Annotated in this window: 24 protein-coding genes and 1 riboswitch; of the genes, 11 read left to right on the forward strand and 13 right to left on the reverse strand. The window is 73.1% G+C overall.

Annotated elements, in window-relative coordinates; translation table 11 throughout:
- The first annotated feature begins 144 nt into the window (after positions 1 to 144).
- Positions 145 to 987, forward strand: coding sequence for a Cof-type HAD-IIB family hydrolase (locus DC432_RS03070; RefSeq protein WP_116536637.1), 843 nt, complete (start codon positions 145 to 147; stop codon positions 985 to 987).
- A gap of 178 nt (positions 988 to 1,165) precedes the next feature.
- Here the strand turns inward: DC432_RS03070 and DC432_RS03075 are convergent, their stop codons facing one another.
- Genes DC432_RS03075 through DC432_RS03090 form a run of 4 tightly spaced genes read right to left on the reverse strand, consistent with a single transcriptional unit; the run spans position 1,166 to position 4,544 of the window.
- Positions 1,166 to 1,996: an SDR family oxidoreductase gene (locus tag DC432_RS03075; protein ID WP_116536638.1), complete on the reverse strand. Its 831-nt coding sequence runs from the start codon at positions 1,994 to 1,996 to the stop codon at positions 1,166 to 1,168.
- Positions 1,993 to 2,772, reverse strand: coding sequence for an enoyl-CoA hydratase/isomerase family protein (locus tag DC432_RS03080; RefSeq protein WP_116536639.1), 780 nt, complete (start codon positions 2,770 to 2,772; stop codon positions 1,993 to 1,995). The genes DC432_RS03075 and DC432_RS03080 overlap by 4 nt, the downstream gene beginning before the upstream one ends.
- Positions 2,769 to 3,530: an SDR family NAD(P)-dependent oxidoreductase gene (locus tag DC432_RS03085; RefSeq protein WP_116536640.1), complete on the reverse strand. Its 762-nt coding sequence runs from the start codon at positions 3,528 to 3,530 to the stop codon at positions 2,769 to 2,771. Before DC432_RS03085 ends, DC432_RS03080 begins: the two co-directional genes overlap by 4 nt.
- 45 nt (positions 3,531 to 3,575) lie before the next feature.
- On the reverse strand, positions 3,576 to 4,544 hold the full coding sequence (locus DC432_RS03090; protein WP_133177875.1) for a hypothetical protein: 969 nt from the start codon (positions 4,542 to 4,544) through the stop codon (positions 3,576 to 3,578).
- 74 nt (positions 4,545 to 4,618) lie between these two features.
- On the opposite strand from DC432_RS03090, the gene DC432_RS03095 reads away from it, so the two are divergent.
- The gene (locus DC432_RS03095; protein ID WP_243393005.1) at positions 4,619 to 5,113 is read left to right on the forward strand and encodes a GNAT family N-acetyltransferase; all 495 of its coding nucleotides are present in this window, start codon (positions 4,619 to 4,621) and stop codon (positions 5,111 to 5,113) included.
- Between the two features lie 144 nt (positions 5,114 to 5,257).
- On the opposite strand, the gene DC432_RS03100 is transcribed toward DC432_RS03095, so the two are convergent.
- The 3 genes from DC432_RS03100 to DC432_RS03110 form a co-directional block, all read right to left on the reverse strand.
- Complete coding sequence (locus tag DC432_RS03100) at positions 5,258 to 6,055, reverse strand: energy-coupling factor transporter transmembrane component T family protein (protein WP_279304073.1); 798 nt, start codon at positions 6,053 to 6,055, stop codon at positions 5,258 to 5,260.
- A complete protein-coding gene (locus tag DC432_RS03105; protein WP_116536642.1) occupies positions 6,052 to 7,500 on the reverse strand; it encodes an ABC transporter ATP-binding protein in 1,449 nt (482 codons plus the stop codon). The genes DC432_RS03100 and DC432_RS03105 overlap by 4 nt, the downstream gene beginning before the upstream one ends.
- Positions 7,500 to 8,138 (reverse strand): ECF transporter S component, encoded by a 639-nt coding sequence (locus DC432_RS03110; protein ID WP_108318044.1) that lies wholly within the window; start codon positions 8,136 to 8,138, stop codon positions 7,500 to 7,502. The genes DC432_RS03105 and DC432_RS03110 overlap by 1 nt, the downstream gene beginning before the upstream one ends.
- A riboswitch (TPP riboswitch) is annotated at positions 8,131 to 8,241 on the reverse strand. (Overlaps the previous gene by 8 nt.)
- A gap of 38 nt (positions 8,242 to 8,279) precedes the next feature.
- On the opposite strand from DC432_RS03110, the gene DC432_RS03115 reads away from it, so the two are divergent.
- The 3 genes from DC432_RS03115 (at position 8,280) to DC432_RS03125 (ending at position 11,263) form a co-directional block, all read left to right on the forward strand.
- Positions 8,280 to 9,890 (forward strand): D-alanyl-D-alanine carboxypeptidase family protein, encoded by a 1,611-nt coding sequence (locus DC432_RS03115; RefSeq protein ID WP_243393006.1) that lies wholly within the window; start codon positions 8,280 to 8,282, stop codon positions 9,888 to 9,890.
- Positions 9,891 to 9,897: 7 nt separating this feature from the next.
- Positions 9,898 to 10,254, forward strand: a complete 357-nt coding sequence (locus DC432_RS03120; RefSeq protein WP_116536643.1) for a GntR family transcriptional regulator — start codon at positions 9,898 to 9,900, stop codon at positions 10,252 to 10,254.
- A 349-nt stretch (positions 10,255 to 10,603) separates the two neighbouring features.
- Positions 10,604 to 11,263: an SDR family oxidoreductase gene (locus DC432_RS03125; RefSeq protein ID WP_116536644.1), complete on the forward strand. Its 660-nt coding sequence runs from the start codon at positions 10,604 to 10,606 to the stop codon at positions 11,261 to 11,263.
- A gap of 269 nt (positions 11,264 to 11,532) precedes the next feature.
- On the opposite strand, the gene DC432_RS03130 is transcribed toward DC432_RS03125, so the two are convergent.
- Genes DC432_RS03130 through DC432_RS03150 form a run of 5 tightly spaced genes read right to left on the reverse strand, consistent with a single transcriptional unit; the run spans position 11,533 to position 15,283 of the window.
- Entirely contained in the window at positions 11,533 to 11,715 is a 183-nt protein-coding gene (locus tag DC432_RS03130) for a DUF5302 domain-containing protein (protein ID WP_116536645.1), read from the reverse strand.
- A gap of 40 nt (positions 11,716 to 11,755) precedes the next feature.
- Positions 11,756 to 12,682 carry a DnaJ domain-containing protein gene (locus tag DC432_RS03135; RefSeq protein WP_116536646.1) on the reverse strand — a complete coding sequence of 309 codons (927 nt, stop codon included), beginning with the start codon at positions 12,680 to 12,682 and terminating at the stop codon, positions 11,756 to 11,758.
- A 51-nt stretch (positions 12,683 to 12,733) separates the two neighbouring features.
- A complete protein-coding gene (locus tag DC432_RS03140) occupies positions 12,734 to 13,354 on the reverse strand; it encodes a hypothetical protein (protein WP_133177876.1) in 621 nt (206 codons plus the stop codon).
- Positions 13,351 to 14,196: an LssY C-terminal domain-containing protein gene (locus tag DC432_RS03145; protein WP_116536648.1), complete on the reverse strand. Its 846-nt coding sequence runs from the start codon at positions 14,194 to 14,196 to the stop codon at positions 13,351 to 13,353. Before DC432_RS03145 ends, DC432_RS03140 begins: the two co-directional genes overlap by 4 nt.
- 22 nt (positions 14,197 to 14,218) lie before the next feature.
- On the reverse strand, positions 14,219 to 15,283 hold the full coding sequence (locus DC432_RS03150; protein WP_116536649.1) for an enoyl-CoA hydratase/isomerase family protein: 1,065 nt from the start codon (positions 15,281 to 15,283) through the stop codon (positions 14,219 to 14,221).
- A gap of 98 nt (positions 15,284 to 15,381) precedes the next feature.
- Between DC432_RS03150 and DC432_RS03155 the strand changes: the two genes are divergently transcribed.
- From DC432_RS03155 to DC432_RS03165, 3 genes are all read left to right on the forward strand, one after another.
- A complete protein-coding gene (locus DC432_RS03155) occupies positions 15,382 to 16,719 on the forward strand; it encodes an ABC transporter ATP-binding protein (protein WP_116536650.1) in 1,338 nt (445 codons plus the stop codon).
- Positions 16,716 to 17,534: an ABC transporter permease gene (locus tag DC432_RS03160; RefSeq protein WP_116536651.1), complete on the forward strand. Its 819-nt coding sequence runs from the start codon at positions 16,716 to 16,718 to the stop codon at positions 17,532 to 17,534. The genes DC432_RS03155 and DC432_RS03160 overlap by 4 nt, the downstream gene beginning before the upstream one ends.
- Positions 17,535 to 17,598: 64 nt before the next feature.
- Entirely contained in the window at positions 17,599 to 18,417 is an 819-nt protein-coding gene (locus DC432_RS03165) for a sulfite exporter TauE/SafE family protein (protein ID WP_116536652.1), read from the forward strand.
- A 132-nt stretch (positions 18,418 to 18,549) separates the two neighbouring features.
- On the opposite strand, the gene DC432_RS03170 is transcribed toward DC432_RS03165, so the two are convergent.
- On the reverse strand, positions 18,550 to 18,948 hold the full coding sequence (locus DC432_RS03170) for a hypothetical protein (RefSeq protein ID WP_243393007.1): 399 nt from the start codon (positions 18,946 to 18,948) through the stop codon (positions 18,550 to 18,552).
- A 120-nt stretch (positions 18,949 to 19,068) separates the two neighbouring features.
- Between DC432_RS03170 and cofG the strand changes: the two genes are divergently transcribed.
- Genes cofG through fgd form a run of 3 tightly spaced genes read left to right on the forward strand, consistent with a single transcriptional unit; the run spans position 19,069 to position 23,929 of the window.
- The gene (gene cofG / locus DC432_RS03175) at positions 19,069 to 21,429 is read left to right on the forward strand and encodes a 7,8-didemethyl-8-hydroxy-5-deazariboflavin synthase CofG (RefSeq protein WP_116536653.1); all 2,361 of its coding nucleotides are present in this window, start codon (positions 19,069 to 19,071) and stop codon (positions 21,427 to 21,429) included.
- Positions 21,426 to 22,922, forward strand: coding sequence for a flavin-containing monooxygenase (locus tag DC432_RS03180; protein WP_165801167.1), 1,497 nt, complete (start codon positions 21,426 to 21,428; stop codon positions 22,920 to 22,922). Before cofG ends, DC432_RS03180 begins: the two co-directional genes overlap by 4 nt.
- Entirely contained in the window at positions 22,919 to 23,929 is a 1,011-nt protein-coding gene (gene fgd / locus DC432_RS03185; protein WP_116536654.1) for a glucose-6-phosphate dehydrogenase (coenzyme-F420), read from the forward strand. The genes DC432_RS03180 and fgd overlap by 4 nt, the downstream gene beginning before the upstream one ends.
- Positions 23,930 to 23,958 lie beyond the last annotated feature (29 nt).

Raw genomic sequence — 23,958 nt, forward strand, 5'->3', positions numbered from 1 at the left:
GCGGCGTCGAACGCGCGGACCGGACGAGTAGCGTGACGGTGTCGTCGGTTCTCCCGAGACCGGGAACGATGGCCATCGACGTGGCACCCGCCGCCGATCCCCCGACCTGATCCGCGCTCCGGCGCCGCTCGCCCTGGAGGGCACATGACCCGCATCGCCTTCCTCGACGTCGACGGCACGATCCTCGAGCACGGCTCGGCGATCGCCCCGTCGACGGTGACCGCCGTGCGGAAGGCCCGCGAGAACGGCCACCTCGTGTGGCTGTGCACCGGGCGTTCGGCGGGCGACATCCATCCCGACGTGCGGGCGATCGGCTTCGACGGGGCGATCACCAACGGCGGCGCCTACGCCGATCGCGACGGCGAGCTGGTCGTCGAGCACCCCATGCCGCGCGCCGACGTCGAGACCCTCGAGCGGTACTTCGAGGGGCACGGCATCCACTACTTCCTGCAGACGCACGACGCGGTGTTCGCGTCCGCGGGGATGGATGCCGTCATGCGCGACTTCCGCCGCGCCCGCGCCGAGTGGCGGGCGGCGGAGCTCCGCGAGCGCGGACTGCCCGCCGAGGAGCCGCTGTGGCGCGAGCCGCGCCCCGTGTCCGAGGTCGATCGCGACGTCGTCGCCAAGGCCGTGTTCGTCAGCTCCGCCGACGACACCGTCGCGCACGCCGCCGCGACCCTGGGCGAGGGGTTCTTCGTCATCCCGGGCTCGATGCCGTTGCCCGGTGGGTCCAACGGCGAGATCGGTCAGGCGGGCGTCGACAAGGGCTCGGCGATCCTCGAGGTGCTCGCTCTGCTCGGGCGCGATCCCGCGGATGCCATCGGCATCGGCGACAGCTGGAACGACGTCGAGATGTTCGAGGTGGTGGGCACCCCGGTCGCGATGGGCAACGCCATGCCCGAACTGCAGCGTCTCGCCGGTCGCGTCACGACCGCCGTGCTCGACGACGGCGTGCACAACGCGTTCGCGGAGCTCGGCCTGATCTGAGCCCCGGCCCCCGCCCCCGGCTCCCGGCACCCGCACCCGGCTCCGGCTCCGGCTCCGGCTCCGGCTCCGATAAACGCTGATCCTGCCGAGACACGCGGCTGCGTGGCGTGTCTCGGCAGGCGCAGCGTTTATCGAGGCGCGGGAGGCGAGGGGCGTCACCGCCGCCCGGACCCGCCCCTCAGTCCAAGAAGATGTCCGGGTACATCGCCTCGTCGGGCGTGCCCGGCACCGCGGCGTACCCCGAGAAGTCGGTGACTCCGGCCGCGCGCAGCACGTCCTCCACGATCAGCGTCTCCCCGGTGCGCTCGCGCGACGGCGCGGTCAGCACCTCGTACGCGGCATCCGCGTAGATCTCGGGCGTCCGCGAGACGCGCATGAGCCGGTCGCCACCGATGACGTTCTGCACGGCCGCGGTCGCGATCGTCGTCCGCGGCCACAGGGTGTTCGCCGCGATCCCGGCGTCGGCGAACTCCGCCGCCAGCCCCAGCGTCGCCATGGTCATCCCGAACTTGGCCAGGCTGTAACCCGTGTGCGCCCCGAGCCACTTCGGCGTGACGTTCAGCGGGGGCGACAGCGAGAGGATGTGCGGGTTCGACGCCTCGCGCAGGTGCGGCACGGCCGCGCGCGAGAGCAGGAAGGTGCCGCGCACGTTGACGTCCTGCATGAGGTCGTACTTCTTCGTGGCGAGCTCGAGCGAGCCCGACAGGTCGATGACGCTGGCGTTGTTGACCACGATGTCGATCCCCCCGAACTCCGCGACCGTGCGGCGGACGGCCTCGGCGATGGAGTCCTCGTCGCGCACGTCGCCCACGATCGGCAACGCCCGTCCGCCGGCCGCGCGGATCGCGTCGGCGGCGGTGTGCACCGTCCCCTCGAGCTTCGGGTGGGGCGTGTCGGTCTTGGCGAGCATCGCGATGTTCGCGCCGTCGCGTGCGGCGCGCAGCGCGATGGCGAGGCCGATGCCGCGGCTGCCGCCCGACATCAGGATGGTCTTCGCAGAGAGCGTCATGAGCGGCGTCCTTTCGCGGAGGCGGCGGCGAAGGCCGCGACCCGGGCCTTCGCGTCGGGGGTCTCGAAGGCGGCGCCGATCGTGGCGGCCTCGTCGTCGAGGTTCTCGGCCAGGGTCCGTCCGGCTCCCAGGCGCACGAGGCGCGTGGCCTGTCCGAACGCGGCGGTCGCCCCCTCCAGCCAGAAGGACGCGATCTGCTCGACGCGCGCCGAAAGATCCGCGGATGCCACGACCTCGGCGACCAGTCCCCACTCGAGCGCCTCGGCGGCATCCAGCATCCGGTCCTGCAGCAGCAGCTGCAGTGCGCGGCGCTGCCCGATCGCCGCCGGGAGCAGGGTGGAGACGCCCAGGTCGGGGGTGAGCCCGACGTTGGCGTACCGGCTGACGAAGCGGGCGTTCTCGCTCGCAACGACGTAGTCGGCGGTCAGCATGAGACCGAGTCCTCCGCCCGCGACCGCGCCCTGGACGGCGGCGACGATCGGCAGGGGCGCCTCGGCGAAGGTGCGGATGCCGTCGTGGATCGCCGCGGCGGTCTGGGTGACCTCGGCGCCCGTCGCGCCGGTCGTCGCCATCGCCACGACGTCGCCGCCCGCGCAGAAGGCGGGGCCGTTGGCATCCAGGATCACCGCTCCGACGGACGCGTCGGACGTCACCTCGTGCGCGACATCGCGCCAGCGGCGGGCCATGGGGAAGTCCATCGCGTTGAGCGAGGCGGGCCGGTCGAAGGTGACCCGGGCCAGCCCGTCCCGGATCGAGAGCAGGATGCCGTCGGTCATTTCGGCGCCATCCGGATCGCGCCGTCGAGGCGGATCGTCTCGCCGTTGAGGTAGCCGTTGTCGACGATCGCGAGGACGAGCCGCGCGTACTCGTCGGGGGCGCCCAGACGCGAGGGGTACGGCACCTGCTGTCCGAGGGAGTCCTGGGCGGCCTGCGGCAGCCCCTTGAGCATGGGCGTCTCCATGATGCCGGGGGCGATGGTGGCGACGCGGATGCCGTGGCGGGCGAGCTCGCGGGCGATCGGAAGGGTCATCGCGTGCACGCCGCCCTTGCTCGCCGAGTAGGCGGGCTGGCCGATCTGCCCGTCGAAGGCCGCGACGCTCGCGGTGTTGACGATGACACCGCGGTCGCCGCCCTCGGTGGGATCGGTCTGCGCCATGACGGCGGACGTCTGCGCGATGACGTTGTACGTGCCGATGAGGTTGACGCGGACCACCCTCTCGAAGTCGGCGAGCGACGAGGGGGTGCCGTCGCGCTCGAGCACCTTGGCGGGAGGGGCGATCCCGGCGCAGTTCACGACCACGCGCAGGGGACCCGCCTCGGCGGCGCGGGCGGCTGCGGCGGCGATCTGCTCGGCATCCGTCACATCCGCGGCGACGAACGAGCCGCCCAGCTCCTCGGCGATCGACGCTCCCGCGGAGGAGGGCAGGTCGACGATCGTGACGTGCGCCCCGGTATTCACGAGGCGGCGCGCGGTGGCCAGGCCCAGTCCCGAGGCGCCCCCGGTGACGAGGGCCGAGGCTCCGGTGATGTCCATGCGTTCTCCTTCGAAGCTGAAACCGGGTCCCACCCTAGCCGAGACTCAGACTCGTGCGCGGCGGCGCAGACGCCGCTGCCAGACCCGCACCGGGTGCGTGCGGATCGCGGCCGTCGCGGCGCCGTCGACCAGCAGGATGACCTCTTCGGGCTTCCACCGGTAGGCCGCGGCGAGGTGCTGCCCCACCGCGTCGAGGGCGTCGGGGATCGACAGCTCCGCACCCCGCGGCACGTCGACGGCGTCGGGGTCGAGGTCGCGGGCGGCTGCGCGCAGCTCGGTGACGAGCCCCCGCAGGCGCTCGGGACCGTAGGCCGCCGAGGCGAGGTCCCAGTCGCCGACGACGACCGCGGACCCGGCCGGGCACACGAGCGGCGACGGAGGCGAGGGGGCGGCGAAACGCAGACGAATCACGGCCGCCCCGACGACGATGACGGCCACCCCTCCCAGCACCGTCGCGGGTGCGAACGAGAAACCGGCGCGGAACAGCCCCGAGTCCCATCCGGCCGCGAGTCCCACGGCGACCCGGGCCACGCAGTACAGCGCGAACACCGCCGTGGTGATCCCGATCACGCGCAGCGGGCCGTAGGGCTCGATGCGCGCGCGGGCGCACGCCCACGCGCAGGCCCCCGAGGTCACGGCGAGAGCCAGCGCCTTCACCGCGAGCGACGCGGGCAGCGGCACGGTCGCCGTCACGATCGCGACGATCAGGGTCACCGCCAGCACGGCCGCTGAGGTCACGCGGGCGCGGCGGCCGTCGAGGACGGCGACCGCCACCGCGAGCAGCGCGGGCGAGAGCACCATCGCGACGTCGCCGAGAACCAGGGGCAGGATGCCGCCCCCGGCCGTGTAGATGAAGTACATCGCGCTGGAGCCGACGGCCGTCACCCCCGACACCGCCACGAATCGCAGGAAGAGGATCATCGGCGCGGGCGTGCCGATGCGCGGCAGGGCCACGAACGACACCACCGATGCGACGCCGGCGCAGACCGCCAACAGCCCCCATGACAACTCCATCGCACCTCCCCTCCGCTCATTCTGCCCCCGGCCGGCACCGGTCGGGGACGGCGGGGCGCACGTAGGCTCGGAGAGTGATCACAACCGGCTACCGGATCGAGAGCGTGCAGGTCGACGACCCCCGCGCGGTGCAGCTGCGCAGCATGCTGGATGCCGACCTCGACGAGCGCTACCGCGACGCCGACGCCGACGACACCCCGGCGTTCGCCGCGAAGCGCGCGGCCGCTCTGGCGGTGCATCCCGAGCAGATCGTCGCCACGCTGCTCGCGGTCGACGACGACGGCACTCCGCTCGGCCATGTGATGCTGCGCCGGCTCGGCGCGGAGTGGGAGCTCAAACGCCTCATCGTCGTACCCGCGGCCCGGCGCCGGGGCGTCGGTCGGGCGCTGACGGCCGAGGTCGTCGACCGCGCCCGCCGCGGCGGAGCCGCACGCGTGATCCTGCAGAGCGGGCGCATGCAGCCCGAGTCGCTGCGCATGTACGCGGCATCGGGTTTCACGCCCATCCCCGTCTACGAGCCCTACGTCGAGACGATGCCGCGCTCGCTCTGCTTCGAGTACGTGTTCTGACCCGGGCGCCCGCCCGGCGCCCGCCCGGCGCCGAGACCGCAGCCTTTCGCCGAGACCGTGGGGCTATGGCGCCGAAGAGAAGCGGGCTCGACGATCACGTGCGGTCTCGACGGCCACCTCAACGGGGTCGGGCGAGGCGGGGCGTCACGTCCCGACGATGCGGAACGCCCCCGTCGCCACCGCGGCGCCGAGTGCCACGGCGACGAGCACCGCCGCCCCGGCGAGGGCCACGGCATCCCGCGTCGACACGGTCGACGGGCGCGCCCACGTGCGCTCGACGTCCGCACCGAAGCCGCGGGCCTCCATCGCCGTGGCGAGCGCGGTGCCGCGACGCACGGCGAACACGAGCAGCACGAAGGCCATGCCGAAGAAGCGGCGGATCGCACCGCGGTCGCCGAGCCCGCGCGCGCGGCGGGCGAGGGCCATCGTGCGCCAGTCGTCGACGAAGAGCCCCACCGTCCGCGCCCCCGCGAGGACCCCCAGCACGAACCGGCTCGGCAGCTTCGCGACCTGCGCCAGGGCGTCGGCGAGCTCGGTCGGGTCGGTGCGGGCGAACAGCAGGATGAGCGGGAGCGCCAGGGCCACCACGCGCAGCATCACCGCGAGCGACAGGGCGATCGAGTCATCGCTCACCGTCGCGAACAGGAAGGTGCCGTAGACGGTCCCCCCGGGGCGGGCGTACAGCAGCATGCTCAGGCCGGCGACGGGGGCGAACACCAGCACCGGCACCAGGCGCTTCAGCACGGTGGCGGCCGCGACGCCGGTGAGCGGCACGCACAGCAGCTCGAGCGCGATCGCCGCTCCGGCGCTGACCGCGTCGAGCGACACGAGCAGCGGGACGGCCAGCACCAGCACCATCGCGACCTTGGTCACCGGGTTGACCCCGTCGAGCCACGCGCGCGCGGTGGGCGCGGGGGCGGTCAGCCGTGTCGCGCCGCTCACGCGGCATCCCCCATCTCGATCCGATGCTGGCCGAGGTGACGGATCACGTCGGCGTCGTGCGTGACCGCGACGATCGTGCGTCCGCGCGCGACCTCGCGCTGCAGCAGGGCGACGAGCTCGCGCCAGCCGCGGCGATCCTGCCCGAAGGTCGGTTCGTCGAGGACGATCACCGCGGGCGAGGCGGCGAGGACCGTCGCCACCGACAGGCGGCGCTTCTGTCCCCCCGAGAGCGTGAAGGGGTTGGCGAGGGCGAGGGATGCCAGATCCAACCGTTGGAGCAGCTCGTCGACGATCTCGTCGACCTGCGCCGCCGACATCTTCAGCGCCCGCGGGCCGACGGCGAGTTCGTCGCGCAGGGTCGCCGCGAGGAACTGGTGCTCGGGCTCCTGGAAGACGGTGCCGATACGCGTGAGCAGCTCGGTGGAGCGCCACCGCGAGGGGCGGGTGCCCCCGCGCGCGGCGAGCATCGGGCCGGCGACGACCTCGCCCGCCAGCTCGGGGAGCAGTCCCGCGAGAGTGAGGGCCAGGGTCGACTTGCCCGCGCCGTTGGGTCCGGTGACGACGGTCCCCGCCCCGGCGGGCACGGTCAGGTCGAGGCCCGCCGCGACCACCGTGCGCCGCTCGCGGCCGATCGCCAGCGACGTCGTCGAGAGGGCGGCATCCATCGATCCGTGCTCCGGCGGCAGGGCGAGATCGACGGGCCGCCCCGGCACCCAGACGCCGGCCTCGGCGAGCGCGTCGCCGTGCTCGCCGAACACCCGCGCGGGCGGTCCGTCGGCGAGGACTCCCCCGCCGGGCGCCAGCACGATCACGCGCGTCATCAGGTCGGCCCAGACCGCGGTGCGGTGCTCGATCAGCACCAGGGTCGTGCCCTCGCGGGCGAGGACCGCCTCGACGGCGGCGCGCACCTCGGCGACGCCCTCGGGGTCGAGGTTGGCGGTCGGTTCGTCCAGCAGCAGCAGTCCCGGGCGCATCGCGAGCACCCCGGCCAGGGCCAGCCGCTGCTTCTGACCGCCCGACAGGGCCTTGGTGGCGCGGTCGGGGGGCACGGACAGACCCACGGATGCCACGGCCTCGGCGACCCGGGCGGGGATCTGCGCCGCCGGGACGCCGAGGTTCTCGCACCCGAAGGCGACGTCGTCGCCCACCTTCGACAGCACGATCCCGGCCTCGGGGTCCTGCAGCACCAGCCCGATGCGACCGCGCTGGGCTTCGGGCGCCTCGCCGTCGACTAGGATGCGGCCGCTGCGCTCACCCTCGTCGCTGCCGCCGAGAAGACCGGCGAGGCCCGCGAGCAGTGTCGACTTGCCGGCGCCGGACGCGCCCAGCAGCAGGACGCGCTCGCCCGGTTCGATCCTCAGCGAGACGTCACGCGTCGCGGGCAGCTTGCGGCCGGCGTAGCGCCATCCCCATCCCTCGACGTCGACGCGCGCGGGGCCCGCCATCAGACGTCGCGGCGCGCGTCCCGCCCGGAGGCGAAGCGGCTGAGCGCCCCCGTCGCGGCGAGCGCGCGTACCAGCAGCCAGCCGACGAGGCCGGCGAGAAGGGCACCCGAGACGATCAGGCTGCCGAGGTAGATGAGGTTGAACTCGACCGTCTTGGCGAGGTTGGGGGTGAGGAACAGCTCCAGCACCCATGCGCCGATGCCCGCGCCGGCGCCCGCGAGCATCGCGACGGGCAGGGTGAAGCGCAGGTAGAGGAAGGCGAGGAAGATCAGCTCGGCGCCCAGGCCCTGGGCCAGGCCCGAGAAGATCGTCGTCACACCCCAGACGTTTCCGATGAGGGCCGAGACGATCGCGGCGATCAGCTCGACCAGCAGAGCCGCGCCGGGCTTGCGGATGACGAGGCCGCCGACGACGCCGCCGAGCAGCCAGATACCGACGGCGAGGCCGCCGAGGCCCGGCGTGAGGCCGTCCATCGCGACGAACCAGAGGCCGCCGACGGTGTTCCAGCCCCAGAAGACGAGGCCGATCGCGACGCCGAGGACCGCGGCGACGACGATGTCGACGACGCGCCAGCGGAAGCGGTCCCCGGGGTGCACGGCCGAAGCGGCGGTCGCGCGGGCAGACGTGGACGTGTGCATGTGTTCTCCTCCCTGCGCCGGCATGATCCGGATCAGGTTCGACGGTCGAAGCGTGGATTCGCTTCCTCTCAGCCCGGTTCACCGGACTCCCGTGGGTGGTGCTGATGAGTATAGACACCAGAGCCGGGGTAGCGTGGGCGGGTGCACGAGCAGAACCCGGCCACGCGGCGCGCGCGACGCCTCCGGAACGCTGCGACCCCCGGCGAACCGCCGCGGGATGCACCCGACGCCCAGCCCCTCGGGCCCGCACTGTCGCTCGACCCGGCGCTTCCGCTGGGGCCCGCGCTGTCGACGTCGGGCGATCTGAGCGCGGTCCGAGAGCCGCGGGATGCCATGGCCCCGGCCGTGCGCGAGGACGCGGGCGCATCGAACGGCACGTCCTCGGCGGGCGACGCCCCGGCGGATCCGGCCGCGCCCGTCGTGATCGGCGCGCTCGCCTGGGTCGACCCCGAGGACGCCGGAGGACCCCGCCCCGCCCCCGCGTTCGTCGTGTCGGGCGCCACGGCCCGCCAGGCCGATCTGCTCGCGGGCGCGCGGCGCCGGCGACTGCGCCCCGCGACCGTCATCCCGCCCGTCCTGCTCGTGCTGCTGCTGGCCGCCTACGCCGCGACGACCCTGCTGTGGCCGCTGAACGCCGTCGCCCCGCAGGCGCGCGCGGTGGTCGTGCAACCGGCGGTCGCGCCCGCAGCGCAACCCGCGTGGCCCGCCCAAGGCGAGGCGGCGATCGCGATCGACGGCGTGACCGGAACCCTGTCGTCCTCCGCCAGCGCGCCCGAGTCCATCGCGAGCATCACCAAGGTCGTCACGGCCCTGGTCGTGCTCGACCGCCTCCCCCTCGCCCCCGGCGAGCAGGGCAAGTCCTACGCGTTCACCCAGGCCGACAGCGCCGACTACTGGCAGTATCGCGCCCGCGGGGAATCCTCTCTCGACGTCCCCGTCGACGGCAGCCTGACCCAGCTGCAGATGCTGCAGGGCATGCTCATCGCCTCGGCGAACAACTACGCCCAGCGGTTGGCATCCGATCTCTTCCCCTCGGATGCCGAGTTCTCGGCCGCCGCGAACGCCTACCTGGCGGAGCGCGGGATCGAGGGCATCACGATCGTCAACCCGACGGGCATCGAAGCGGGCAACACCGCCACCCCCTCGGCCCTGATCGCCCTGGCCGAACGGGCCCTCGCCAACCCCGTGATCGCCGAGATCGTGCGCACACCCGAGCTCACCCTGCCGGGGGCGGGAACGTTCTCGAACGGCAACGCCCTGCTGTCCGATCCGGGCGTGATCGGGGTCAAGACCGGCACGCTCGACGCCTGGAACCTGCTCACCGCCAAGGACATCACCGTCGGCGATGCCACGATCCGCGCCTACGCGGCGGTGCTCGGCCAGCCCGGTCCCGATTCGCGCAACCAGGCCGCGCGCGACCTGTTCTCGCGCCTCGAGCAGGAACTGCAGCCCCGCCCGTCGGTGACGGCGGGCACCGTCGTCGGCAAGGTCGAGACGCTGTGGGGCGACGACATCGACATCGTCACGGCATCCGACGCCACCGTGGTGCTGTGGAACGGCGGCAGCGCGAACACCTCGACGCGCTTCGACCTGGGCGATCGCACGCAGCCCGGCGACACCGTCGGCACGCTCACCGCGACGGGCCCCGTCGACGCCGCGACCGTCGACGCGCAGCTCGTGGGCGAGATCGAACCGCCCGATCCGTGGTGGCGCCTCACCCACCCCCTCGATCTGTTCGGTCTGAACGACTGAGGGTGTGATGGATCTCTCCCTGGATGCCGCCTCCCCCACGCCGCCCTTCGAGCAGGTGCGGGCGCAGATCATCGCCCGGATCGACGACGGGTCGCTCGTGGTCGGCACGCGCCTGCCGCCCGTGCGCGCCCTGGCGACGCAGCTCGAGCTGGCCGCCAACACCGTGGCGCGGGCGTACAAGGAGCTCGAAGAGGCGGGCTACGTCGAGACGCGGGGTCGCGCCGGCACGTTCGTGAAGGGCGTCGATGCGGCATCCGCTCGGGCCGCCGGGGCCGCGCGCGCGTACGTCGACACCGTTCGTCGGCTCGGGGTCTCGACCGAGGACGCCGTCGAGCTCGTCCGGGCGGCGCTGCGCGACCGGTGACGCTCGCGGGGCGCGCCCCCTCGCGCACCCACGCGGCGGGGTCCGTCGAAGCCGCCGGCCCCGCGGGCCAACTGGCCCCACTTAAGGCCGCCGCGCGACATCGCTCCTCCCCACCCCTCTGACCTAGAAGGTCATCCCCACCTCACCCCCACCGTTCTGACCCGACGCCCGGCGCTCGACCGCGCCCGAATCCCGGCCGTCCGCGCACCCCGAACTCAACCCGCTCACCCACGCGCGCTGGCCCGCGCCCGTATCCCGACCCACCGCGCACCCCCACCGCAGCCGCTCACCCATCCACATCGACCCGCGCGCCGGTCCCCACCGCGGTCCGCGCCGTACGCTCGACCTCATGCCCCTCGCTCTCGTCACCGGCGCCGCGCGCCCCGACAGCATCGCCGCGCGCATCGTCCCCCGCCTCCGCGCGGACGGCTGGCTCGTCGTGACCAGCGACCTCGCCGCCGGCGACTATCCCTGCGACCTGGCCGATCCCCACACCCCCGGCGAGCTGATCGACAGGGTCCGCGCCGACCACGGACCGGTGCACGCCCTCGTCCTGAGTCACGCGCACGGCGTCGAGTCCGGCATCCTCGACACCACCGCCGAGAGCTTCGACCGCCACGTCGCCGTCAACGCGCGCGCGAGTTTGCTGATGATCGCGGCCTTCGCGCGCCAGGTCGACGAGACGGGCGGCGCCATCCTCGCCTTCACCAGCGATCACACGAACGGAAATCTCCCGTACGGCGCCTCCAAGGGAGCCCTCGACCGCATCGTCATCTCGGCGGCGCGCGAACTGGGCCCGAAGAACATCTCGGCGAACGTCGTGAACCCCGGCCCGATCGACACCGGATGGATGGATGCCGAGACCCGCACCGCCCTGACGGCCCACCAGCCGCTCGGCCGCCTCGGGACGCCGCAGGACATCGCCGACATCACGGCCTTCCTGCTCTCCGACGCCGGCCGCTGGATCAGCGGGCAGCTCCTGCACACCGACGGCGGCTTCTCGGCCTGACCACGACCGTCGCGACACGCGCGTGCCATATGCGGCCGTCGTCCGTAGACGCCCGGGGCACCCTCCCGGAATGAGGACGCACCCGTCGAACCCCGATGCGCTTGCACGAGCGAGGGGATGTCGCGACTACCTGTTCGCACGTCGTCATCCCGTCCGCCCCCACGCGTGCGTTTGGAGCGCTCCGCCAGGCACCGCCGCTCGAGCAGGCGTTCTTCGAGGCGCCGCTGGGCGTCCCCCGCCCGGCGTGAACCGCGCGGGGGACGAGGGACTCAGCCGCTCTTGCGGCGGAACTCCCGCTTGGTGACGGCGCCGTGCGTGCCCTGGACGGCGGAGTGGCCGTCGAGGTGCGCCTGACCCGACCGCTGCTGACCGTTCTTCTTCTCGAGTGCTTCTTTGAACTTGCGCTTCATGTCGTCCGACGCCGAAGCGCCCGGGGTGTCGTCGGTACTCATGGCCCCACCCTAGGCACGTCGGACGCGCGAGCGCGAGCGCTCAAACGTGGCGGACGCGCTGCTGCAGGCGGGTGCGGATGTCGAACAGCTCGGTGCCGCCGACCTCGCGACCGCCCGTGATCCCGCGACGCAGCAGCGTCGTCAGGGCGCTGCGCGTGACCAGGGCGACGGGGGTACCGCGCACCTTGCCGAGCTCGGTGATGGCGTCGAGCACGTCGTCGTCGGGGAGCACGACCAGCGCCCCGCTGAAGCGCACCCCGGCCGCGCGGGCGATCACGCGGGCGCGCGACACGAGCTCGGTCACGGGAGATCCGATGACGTTCGGGCCGCTGATCTCGCCGCGACGCACACCGACGGGACCGCCGAAGTCCTCGCTCAGCAGCGCGTAAAGGCCGCTCGGCCCGAGGACGAGGTGATCGATCTTCTGCTCGGGGTCGATGCCGTCGCGGTCGGCGAGCACGTCGTGCCACACGGTGTATCCCATGCCGAGCTCCGAGACGAGGCGTGCGGTCTCCTCCTCGGCGAGCGCGTCGGCCAGGATGTGACGGATCTCGGGGGGCGCCGACCGGACGAGTGCCGGGTCGTACGGGTCGGCGATCTCGACTCCGCGGCCCACCCATTCGCGGATCAGGCCGAGGTAGCGCTCGCGGCGCCACCCGCCGGGCTGTCCGTGCGATCGCGCGCGCGGCCGGGTGTCGGTCTGCCGAGGAGCGGGGGATGCCGCCGACGCGCCGCCCCACTCGGGTGACGACGACCCGCGGCCCCGGTCGTAGGCGCTGCGCGCCTCGGGCGTTCCGACGAGCTCCCACGCGCGCTGCACCTGGACGAACTGCGCGGCGTCGCCGCCCGTGTCGGGGTGCGTCTCGCGCAGGCGCACCCGGTAGGCGCGGCGCAGACTCTCGTCGTCGGCGTCGGCGGCCACGCGGAGCACCTCGTACGCCGATGACGACATGGGGCTGTCGAACACGTCCGTTCATCCGTTCTGCCGCGATCTGGTGCGGGCGCGGCGTCTTTCAGGCTAACGCGGCGCGCCGGGGGGCAGTCCCGCGCGTCGCTGGGAACGCGCCGAGCGCCCCGCGCGCTCGCGCCGTCGCCCGTGCCGCGCGCGCGGCCGGCGAGCGTAGGCCGCGGCATCCCTGCTCGACAGCGCGAGCAGCACCAGGATGTCGAGCGCCAGGGTGGTCAGCGTCGTGCGGATCGAGATCTCCTGCCCGAACTCCCACCACCCCACGAAACTCGCCGAGATCGACGCCACCGAGATCAGCATGACGAACACGCGCGACCGGTTTCCGCCGAACAGGATCCGGATGCCGAGCACCACCTGCACCGCGCAGACGCTGCCGAGAATGGCGAGGAACACGGCCGTCCCCACGCCGAGGTCCGACGCGCTGACGTCCGGGGCCTCGCTGGCGTCACCGCTCCAGGCCCCGGCGACATCGCGGAGCCAGGGCGGTAGCGCGAAGGCGACGCTGACGGCCCACAGCGCTCCGGCCGCGGCCCGCAGCAGGACCAGCACGGCTCCGGCGACGATCGCGAGGGGGCGATGATGCGCGGCCTCCGCGGGGGCGGGCTCGAGCGGGGGCTCGAAGGCGACGCGCTTGCGGGGCACGCGTTCGCGCCGGGAATCCGCCCGGCTCATCGTGGCGTCTCCGGGCCGCGGGTGACGGGAGCAGCAGCGTCCACGCCCCGCACGTCGATGATGGGCAGATCGCCGTCGGTCGAGATGCTGTCGCCACCGCCGTTGCGCGAGTGGTACCCGGTCGCGAAGTCGCGGATGACGTCGACGGCGACCCCCGGCATCCCCTCGATCGTTCCGACGATGTGATCGCGTTCGATGTCGGTGTCGGCGTCGATGCGGTGGGTCACCTGCAGAGTGAACAACGACAGGCCGACCGCCCGGTCGAAGGTGCCCGCGGCGAGCCAGTCGACCCGTCGCCCTCCGGGCAGCAGCCAGCCGTCGGGGCACCGCCACAGACGCACGTGGTGGCGCTGCGCGGGAGAGCCGGCGACCTCCTGCTGGTAGGCGAGGTCCTGCATCCGACCGAAGAGGAACAGCGGGCTCACAGGAGCGCGCGGATAGCTGCGGCGACGGAGCGTCGACGACACGATCCGCCAGGACGAGCGCAGGCTCACCGGGTCCGCCGGGATCCACCCCGCGGCCGCCATCACCGCCTCCACCTGCGCGCGCTCGCCGAGAAGCGCGAGGTTGACGGGGTCGCCGAGCAACCCGTCCGAGGTGCGCGTGCGCCCCATGAAGTAGTCGGGCACGTAGATCGCGGTGAGGATGCGATGCAGCCGCGGCAGCACCAGATAGGCCAGCAGCACCCAGAACGCGACCGCCATGAGCACCCCGGCCCAGCCGAGCGAGAACGACTGCGTCAGGCTCAGGTAGGCGAGCCAGACCGCGGCGAGACCGGCGAAGACGAAGAAGAACCCGTCGAGGGCCCTGCCGAACGACCAGCGGCGCCGCCGTGCGGTCATGGCCGGCTCGAACGCCCGGGCGTCACCACAGCGCCGGCTCCGGTGCGAAGGCGAAGGCCTCGGCGACCCGGTCCTCGGGCAGATCGGCCAGACGCTCGGGCGACCAGCGCGGCGAGCGGTCCTTGTCGACGACCTGCGCGCGGATGCCCTCGACGAGGTCGGGTTGGGTGAGGGCGAACCACAGCACCAGCCCGTATTCCTGGGCGAGCGCCGCCCGCAACGACGGCAGGCCGCGAGCGCGCCGCACGGCCGCGAGCGTCACGGCGAGCGCGGTCGGGGCGGAGGCTGCCAGCAGCTCGGCGGTCTCGACCGCGTCGGGCTCGGGCCGCGCCCGCAACCGGTCGATGATGCCCGCGACGTCGCTCGCGGCGAACGCGTCGTCGATCCAGGCGCGCTTCTCGATCAGGCGCGAGGGCTCCGGGCTCTCGTCGAAGAGCAGCACCAGCTCGGTGGGGCTCGACGGATCGGCGCGGTTCTCGAGCGCCTCGTACAGTGCCTCGAGGTGGGCGGTGGGCACCATGTGGTCGGCGAACCCGGCGTACAGCGCGTCCGCGGCATCCATCTCTCCGCCCGTCAGGGCCAGGTACTCGCCCAGGCGACCGGGAGCACGGGCCAGCAGCCACGAGCCGCCGACATCCGGGGTGAAACCGATGCGCGTCTCGGGCATGGCCAGGCGCGAGCGCTCCGTCACGATGCGGATGGCCGCGTGCCCGGCCAGACCGATGCCGCCACCCATGCACACGCCGTCGGCGATCGCGATCACCGGCTTGGCCGAGGTCGAGATCGCGTGGTCGAGCGCGTACTCCTCGCGGAAGAAGGCGTGCACCTCGTCCACCCGACCGGCGGTGACCATGCCGTGCAGCGCCCGGATGTCGCCGCCCGCGCAGAACCCCCGCTCGCCCGCGCCGTCGAGCAGCACCACGTCGACGTCGGCGTCGCGCTGCCAGCGGTCCAGCGTCACGTGCAGCGCGCGGATCATGTCCAGGTCGAGCGCGTTGATCGCGCGAGGGCGGTTCAGCGTCAGGTGGCCGAGGCCGCGGCGGCTCGAGACCAGGACGCTGTCGGCGTCGGAGTGGGGGGCGTGCACGGTGCCACGTTACACACGGGCGGCGGGGTCGCCGAGATGCGTTTTCACCCCCGGATCGGGGAAGATGGAGAGAACGCCCGCCCAACGAAAGGTGCCGTATGCCCGACGGACAGGTGATCGAGCTCGCCGGACTCACCAAGCGCTTCGGGGCGGTGGCGGCGGTCGACGACCTCACGGCGCGCATCGAACCCGGTCGGGTGACCGGCTTCCTCGGCCCCAACGGCGCGGGCAAGACCACGTCGCTGCGCATGCTGCTCGGGCTCGTCCGCCCCACCTCGGGTACCGCGACGATCGGCGGGCGCCGCTTCACCGACCTGACGTCGCCGCTGCAGACGGTGGGCGCGGCCCTCGAGGCCTCGAGCTTCCACCCCGGGCGTTCGGCCGCCAACCATCTCAAGGTCTCGGCGCGCGCGGCGCGCATCCCGACGACGCGCATCGACGAGGTGCTCGGCCTGGTCGGTCTCGCCGATGTCGCCGGACGCCGCGTGGGAGGCTTCTCACTCGGCATGCGGCAGCGTCTGGGCCTGGCGACCGCCCTTCTGGGCGACCCCGGCGTGCTCGTGCTCGACGAGCCGACCAACGGCCTCGATCCCGAGGGCATCCGCTGGATGCGCTCGCTGCTGCGCCACCTGGCCGAAGAGGGACGCACCGTCCTCATCTCCTCGCACCTGCTCGCCGAGGTGCAGCAGACGGTCGACGCTCTGCTGATCATCTCGGGCGGCCGACTGGTCTTCCAGGGCGGCATCGAAGACCTCGCCGACCCCGACGAATTCGCCACCGTCGTCGACTCCCCCGATCGTGCCGCCCTGTCCCGCGTGCTCGACGAGCGGGGCATCGACTACCAGTTGCTGCGCAACGGCTTCACGATCCGTCACCACGAGCCGGTCGAGATCGGCGGCCTGGCCGCGGCGTCCGGCATCGCCCTGTCGCACCTGCAGAGCAAGGGCGCGAGCCTCGAGGACATCTTCCTCGAGCTGGTCAGCGGCGTGCGCGTGCACGCGAGCGCGGGGGGAGGGACGGTTCCGGATGCCGGGTCCCCCGCCGCGGACGCCACCCCGGCCGCCGCGTCGACGGGCGACCCCGACCACGCTCCCGCGTTCTCGGCCGAACCCGCCCTGCGGACGCCGTCCTCGGCGGGCGCACCCGATCTCACCGAGCCGGCGCTGAGCGAGGAGCCGCAGCCGTCCACAGCGCTGGTCGCGGTCGTCACCCCGGCCCGGAACCGCCCCGCCGCCTCAGAAGCCGCTGCCCCCTCGCCCGACGCGCCGCGGCAGTCCTATGCGGTCGCCTCGACGGGCGTCATCGACATCGTTCCTCCCGCGCACCGGATCGACGGGCCTGCCGTCCGTCCCGCGGGCGATCTCGACGACACCTCCCCCGGCGTCCCCGCCTCGGGTTCCGTCCCCGCACAGTCCAGCCCGGAGGTTCCGCGATGACGCTCCTCGCCGCCACGCGGTCCGAGTACACCAAGCAGTTCTCCACCGCCGGCTGGTGGGTCCTGGGGATCGTGCTCGTGGTGTACGTCGCCTTCACGGCCGGCGTCCTGGCGTTCGTGTTCGGCGGAGTGGCATCCGGTCGTCTCACCGGCGCCAGCGGACCCGCCCCCGCCACCGACGGCATCCCCGAGCTCGTGTACAGCTCGGCCACCGCCGTGGGCTACGTCTTCCCCCTGCTCATCGGCACGCTCATGGTCACGACGGAGTTCCGTCACAAGACCCTGACGCCGACGTTCCTCGCCACCCCCCGTCGCGGCGTCGTCCTGGTCGGCAAGTTCGTCGTCGGCATCCTGATCGGCCTTCTCTACGGCGTCCTGGGTTCGGCGGCCTCGATTGCCGCGGGGGCCGGGGTCCTGGGCTTCTTCGGGATCGACACCGCCCTGGACTCCCCCGACACGTGGACCCTCGTGGGTCGCATGCTGCTCGCCTACGCGCTGTGGGCGCTGGTCGGCATCGGCGTCGGCACCGTCGTGCGCAATCAGGTCGCCGCGATCGTCATCGTGCTCGCCGTCACGCTCTTCGTCGAGCCGATCGTGCGCACGGTCGGCGGCGTCGTCGAGGGGTTCGCGGACGTCGTCACGTGGTTCCCGAGTGCGGCGAGCGACGCCCTCGTGGGGCAGACGATCTTCGGTGCGATCGGCTCGGGCGGCGGAGGGACCCTCGAGTGGTGGGCCGGCGGTCTGGTGCTGCTCGGCTACGCGGTGGTGCTGCTCGTGATCGGGCTGTTCACCACCTGGCGTCGCGACATCGACTGAACGCCCCGCGGGGGCGAAGCGCAGCCGCATTTGGCCCGCCCGCGCCGACCGGCGAGAATCAACCGTGCTCGATGGACCGGTGATCGCCGAGTGGCTGCCCGTGTCGGTGTCGGCGCTCCTGCTGCTGCTCGTGGCCGCCGGCGTGGCCGGGTGGGTGGACGCGGTGGTCGGCGGCGGCGGGCTCATCCAACTGCCGGCGCTCGTGATCGCCGTCCCCAAGGACGTCGCGACGCCGTTCATCCTGGGCACCAACAAGCTCTCGTCGTTCTTCGGCACGCTCTCGGCGAGCGGGGTGTACCTCCGCAGGATCCGGGTGCAGCTCATCCTGCTGATCCCCCTCGTGGCCGGGGCGTTCGGCGGGTCCACGGTCGGGGCGGCGCTGTCGCGCTTCGTCCCGCGCGAGGTGCTCACCCCGATCGTGCTGGTCGCCGTCGTGGCCGTCGGCGTCTACACGCTGATCAAGCCCAAGATGGGCCTGCACCACGAACCGCGTCACGACCGCCCCGCCGCGGTCGCCTGGCGGGCGGGGGCGATCGGTCTGCTCGTGGGGTTCTACGACGGCATCCTGGGTCCGGGAACGGGCTCGTTCTTCGTGATCCTCATCGTGGGCGTGCTGGGGTACGGCTTCCTGCAGGCGAGCGTCAACGCCAAGATCGCCAACCTCACCACGAACCTCGCGGCGCTGATCGTGTACGGGGTGCACGGCGAGGTCATCCTCGTGCTGGGCCTGGCGATGGCGGTGCTCAACATCACCGGCGGCTTCATCGGCGCCCACATGGCGACGCGGCGCGGCAGCGGCTTCGTGCGGATCGTGTTCCTCGTCACGCTGTCGCTGCTGGTCGTCAAGCTCGCGTGGGACACCGTGGCGCAGTTCGCGGGCTGAGCGCGTCGTCCGCACACCCGGTCGCGGCGCACGCTCGAGTGTCCAGAACACCCGGACGGCGCCGAGAAACGTCCGGGTGTTCCGGACACTCGAGAGGCGCAGGCCGGCCGGGGCCGACCCCCGCAGCCGCGCTCAGGCGACGATGTCGGCGACGTCCTCGGGTTCGGATGCCACGTCCAGCCGCAGCGCCTTGAGCAGCGCGACGCCGTGCTTGGTGGTCAGCACCAGACGCTCGAACTCGTCGTGGCCCGCCAGGTCGATCACGACGCTGGGCTTGCGGCCGCGGATGATGACGAAGTCATCGCCGCCCGCGGACTTCCACGTCCCGGCGCCGACCACGACCGGCAGGTTGATACCGGGGTTGGGCACGCCGCGGATCCACGTCCAGGCGTCGTCCGTCAGCTGCACGCGGTCGATGTGCTCACGGGGGACGACGATGTTGCTCTTGCGGAAGGACAGCGCACGCTCGGTCGGCGAGAGCACGACCTCGAGCTGCGTCGAATCGAGCAGCAGGGTCACCATGTCCTCCATCCTGCCAGCGTCCGCGACACCCCATCCGCCCCGCACCTCACAGGACGGCAACGATCGGCTCCCCGCCTCGGCCCGGGGCAACCCGGCCCCGATGTCGGAGCCGAGGGATAGCCTGGAGCGATGAGCACGGGCAGCGCTGCGCCGAGAGTCGCACCGGCCCGAGGCATCGACATCCACGACCTGGTCGCACGCGTCCGGGCGGGACTCCGCCCCGACGTCGACCAGACCGAGGCCCTGCTGGGCGCGCCCCTCGACGTGCTCCTGCCCGCCGCGTCGGCTTTGCGCGACGAGGGCCTCGCGCTCGCGGGCCGCCCGGGCGTCATCACCTACTCGCGCAAGGTGTTCGTGCCGCTCACGACGCTCTGCCGCGATCGCTGCCACTACTGCGTCTTCGTCGACACCCCCGGCCAGCTCGCCCTGCTGCGCAAGCCCGCGTACATGAGCCCCGAACAGGTGCTCACCGTCGTCCGACAGGGCCAGGCCCTCGGCTGCAAAGAGGCCCTGCTGACCCTGGGCGACCGCCCCGAGGAGCGCTGGCCCGAGGCGCGCGCGTGGCTCGACGAGCACGGATTCGCGTCGACCATCGACTACGTCGCGCACATCGCCCGGCTGATCACCGCCGAGACCGGCATGCTCGTGCACGCCAACCCCGGCGTGATGCACCCCGACGAACTCGCCGCGCTCCGGCCCGTCTCGCCCTCGATGGGCATGATGCTCGAGACGACGTCGCGGCGCCTGTACGAAGAGCCCGGCCAGGTGCACTTCGGTTCGCCCGACAAAGACCCCGCGCTGCGCCTGAGGGTGATCGACGACGCCGGGGCGGCCGGCATCCCGTTCACCACCGGGATCCTCGTGGGCATCGGCGAGACGGTGCGCGACCGCGCCGAGTCGCTCGTCGCCCTGCGCGACATCGACGAACGGCACGGTCACGTGCAAGAGGTGATCGTGCAGAACTTCCGCGCGAAGCCCCGCACCGCCATGCAGGGTGCGCCGGATGCCGACATGACCGAGTACCTCGCCGCGGTCGCCGTCGCGCGCCTGGTGTTCGGCCCCGACATGCGCATCCAGGTGCCGCCCAACCTGTCCGACCCCCGCGAGCTCGGGCTGCTGGTCGCGGCGGGTATCGACGACTGGGGCGGGGTGTCGCCCCTCACGGCCGACCACGTCAATCCCGAGCGCCCGTGGCCGCAGATCGACGATCTCGCCGCCCACACGTCCGCGCACGGCTACACGTTGCGCGAGCGCCTGACCGCGCACCCGGAGTACGTGGCAGCGGCCGCGCGCTGGATCGACCCGGCGTTGCACGCTCCCCTGACGGCTCTGGCGGATGCCGAGGGCCTGGCGGCCGACGTCTCGCCCGCCGGGGCGCACGCGGCGCCTGCGCGCCGGAGCGCCGCCCCCGGCGCGAGCGACCCCGGCGTCCGCCGCCTCGCCGAGAGCGCCGCCGCCGACCCCCTGGCGCTCGACGACGCCGACTGGGAGCGCCTCCTGCGCGCGAGCGGGGCCGAGCTCGACGACCTCGCCGCCGCCGCCGACGACGCCCGGCGGTACACGGTCGGCGAGCCCGTCACCCTGGTGCAGAACCGCAACCTCACCTCGAGCGGGTTCCGACGCGCCGGTCGCGCCGCCCCCGGAGAGTTCGATCTCGACGACGCCACCGCCATCGCCGCGGATGCCGCCGAGCTCGGCGCGACCGAGATCTGCATCCAGGGCGCGCTCGACGCCGCCGAAGACCCGGCCTCGTATCTCGACCTCGTGCGGGCCGTGAAGCGCGGGGCCCCCGGCATCCACATCCACGCGTATCGCCCCCTCGACGTGCACGACCTGGCCGACCGCGGCGGCCTCGGCCTCGAGGGAGCCCTCGCCGCGATGCGCGACGCGGGCGTCGACACGGTGCCGGGCACGGGCGTCAAGATCCTCAGCGAGCGCGTACGCGCCCTCGTCGCCCCCGGCGACCTCCAGATCGATCGCTGGGTCGAGGGCATCACCGCCGCCCACCGCGCCGGGTTCCGCTCGACGTCGGTGCTGTTCTACGGTCACGTCGAGACCGCCGCCGAGCGCATCGCGCACCTGCGCCGCCTCCGGGCGATCCAGGACGACACGGGCGGTTTCGCCGAGTTCGTCCCGATCCCCCTGCCCGGCGGCGACGTGCCACTGGTCGCGGAGCGGGCTCCCCTCGACGAGCATCGCGCGATGGTCGCGGTGTCGCGGCTGCTGCTGTCCGGCAGCATCCCGCACGTGCAGATCCCCTGGACCCGGGTCGGACGCGAGAGCGCCGCGGTGCTGCTGCGCGCGGGCGGAGACGACCTGGGCGGAACGCTCTACGACGGCCGCGTCCTACCCGACACGGGCATCGAGCACGGGCAGGAGCTCCCGGTCGACGCGGCCGAGCGCATCGCGCGCAGCCTGATGCGCCCGTTCCGTCTGCGCACGACGGACTACCGCGTGGCACCGACGCCTCTGACACGGGGATCCCGATGACCGCGCGCATCGTCGACGTGGTCGTCGTCGGCGCGGGCTTCGCGGGGCTGGCGATGGCCGGCGCTCTGCGCCGAGCGGGACGCGACGACATCCTCGTCCTCGAGCGCGCCGGCGACGTCGGCGGCACGTGGCGCGACAACACCTACCCCGGCGTCGCGTGCGACGTGCCGGCGCACCTCTACAGTCTCGCGGCGCACCCGAACCCCGACTGGTCGCGCACCTTCGCCTCGGGGAGCGAGATCCAGGGGTACCTGCGCGACGTCGCGGCCCGCGAAGGCCTCGGCGACCGTCTGCGCCTGCGCACGCCCCTCCTCGGAGCGCGGTGGGATGCCGACGACTCCGTCTGGCGCATCGACACCGGCGCCGAGCCGGTCGTCGCCCGCTCGCTGGTCCTCGCGTGCGGCCGCCTCACCGAACCGCACGTCCCCGCGATCTCGGGGCTCGAGTCCTTCGACGGGCCGTTGTTCCACTCCGCACGTTGGGACCACGACGTCGACCTCACCGGAAAGCGGGTCGCCGTCGTCGGCACCGGGGCGAGCGCCGTGCAGCTCGTCCCCGAGCTCGCCCGCCGGGCCGCCCACGTCACCCTCTTCCAGCGGACGCCCGCGTGGATCGTCCCGCGCGGCGGCGGCGCCATCGCGCCGGCCGAGCGCGAACGCCTCGCCGCGCACCCGGGAGAGCTGGCGCGCCTGCGCGCCGACCTGTACGCCGAGGGAGAGCAGCGCTTCGCCTCGCGTTCGGGGGATGCCGTGGCATCCGCCGCCGCCCGCGACGCCGCGCTGCGGCACCTGCACGCGCAGGTCGCCGACCCGGCGCTGCGCCGGGCGCTCACCCCCGACTACGCGTTCGGATGCAAGCGCGTCCTGCTGTCGGACGCGTTCTATCCCGCCGTCGCCTCGGACGCGGTGTCGCTCGAGCCCACGGCCCTCACCACCGTCGAGGGCTCGACCCTCACCGCCGCGAGCGGCGCCCGCCATCGGGCCGACGTCCTCGTGCTCGCCACCGGCTTCGCCGCGGCCGAGCAGCCCTACGCCGATCTCGTCCACGGCGAGAGCGACACCCTCGCCGCGCACTGGTCGCGGGGCATGACGTCGTTCGGCTCGACCGTGGTCGCGGGCTTCCCCAACCTGTTCGTCCTGAACGGCCCCAACGCCAGCCTCGGCCACAATTCCGCCGTCCTCATGGCCGAGGAGCAGGCGGCCTACGTCGTGCGCACGCTCGCCGAACGCGACCGGCGGCCCTCGCGCGTGCTGCGCGTGCGGCCCGAAGCCGAGGCGGCGTACACCGAAGAGATCGCCGCGGCCGCGGCATCCACCCCCTGGCTGACCGGGGGATGCCGCAACTGGTACGTCGACGCGCGCTCGGGGCGGCTCACGCTGCTGTGGCCGGGCACCGTCCAGGCGTTCCGCGAGCGACTGACCGGCGCCGACGGAGCCGAGTTCGAACCCGCGCACACCCCCGTGCGCGGCTGTGAGGTTGGAGGAGAGAGATGAGCGTTCCCCTGCGTTTCGGCTACAAGGCCTCGAGCGAGCAGTTCGGGCCGAACGAGCTGCTGGAGTTCGGCGTGCTCGCCGAAGAGGTCGGCTTCGATTCGGTCTTCCTCTCCGACCACCTGCAGCCGTGGATGCACGACGGCGGGCACGCCCCCAACGCCCTGCCGTGGCTGGGTGCCCTCGGCGCCCGCACCTCGCGCGTCATCATCGGCACGAGCGTGCTCACCCCCACGTTCCGCTACCACCCCGGTGTCATCGCGCAGGTGTTCGCCACCCTCGGCGTGATGTACCCCGGCCGCGTCGTCCTGGGCGTCGGGACGGGCGAGGCGCTCAACGAGGTCACCCTCGGGCTGGACTGGCCCGAGCCGCCCGAGCGCTTCCAGCGCCTCAAAGAGGCCATCACCATCATCAACGAGCTGTGGGCCGACGAGCGCGTCACCTACGAGGGCACGTACTACTCGGTGAAGGATGCCACCATCTACGACCGCCCCGCGCAGAAGGTGCCGATCTACATCGGCGCCTCGGGGCCGGCCGCCACGCGCCTGGCCGGCCGCATCGCCGAGGGCTACATCACCACGAGCGGCAAGGACCCCGAGCTCTACACCGACAAGCTGCTGCCCGCCCTCGACGACGGACTCTCCAAGGCCGGGCGCACGCGCGACGACGTCGACACGCTCATGGAGGTCAAGGTCTCGTACCACCCCGACCACGACACCGCCCTCGAGAAGACGCGCTTCTGGGCCCCGCTCGCCCTCACGGCCGAAGAGAAGATGAGCGTGCACGACCCCATCGAGATGCAGCGGCTCGCGAACGAGCTGCCGATCGAGCGCGCGGCATCCCGCTTCATCGTGTCGACCGATCCCGACGAGCACGTCGAACGCATCGCGCGCTACGTCGACCTGGGGTTCCGGCACCTGGTGTTCCACGACCCCGGCCACGACCAGCGCGAGTTCCTGCACATGTACGGCGAAGAGATCCTGCCGCGCCTGCGCAAGCGCTTCGGCTGACGCGGGGCGCGGCGCCGACATGCACACCG

It is taken from the genome of Microbacterium testaceum (genome assembly GCF_003075375.1).
GTDB classification, from domain to species: Bacteria; Actinomycetota; Actinomycetes; order Actinomycetales; family Microbacteriaceae; genus Microbacterium; species Microbacterium testaceum_E.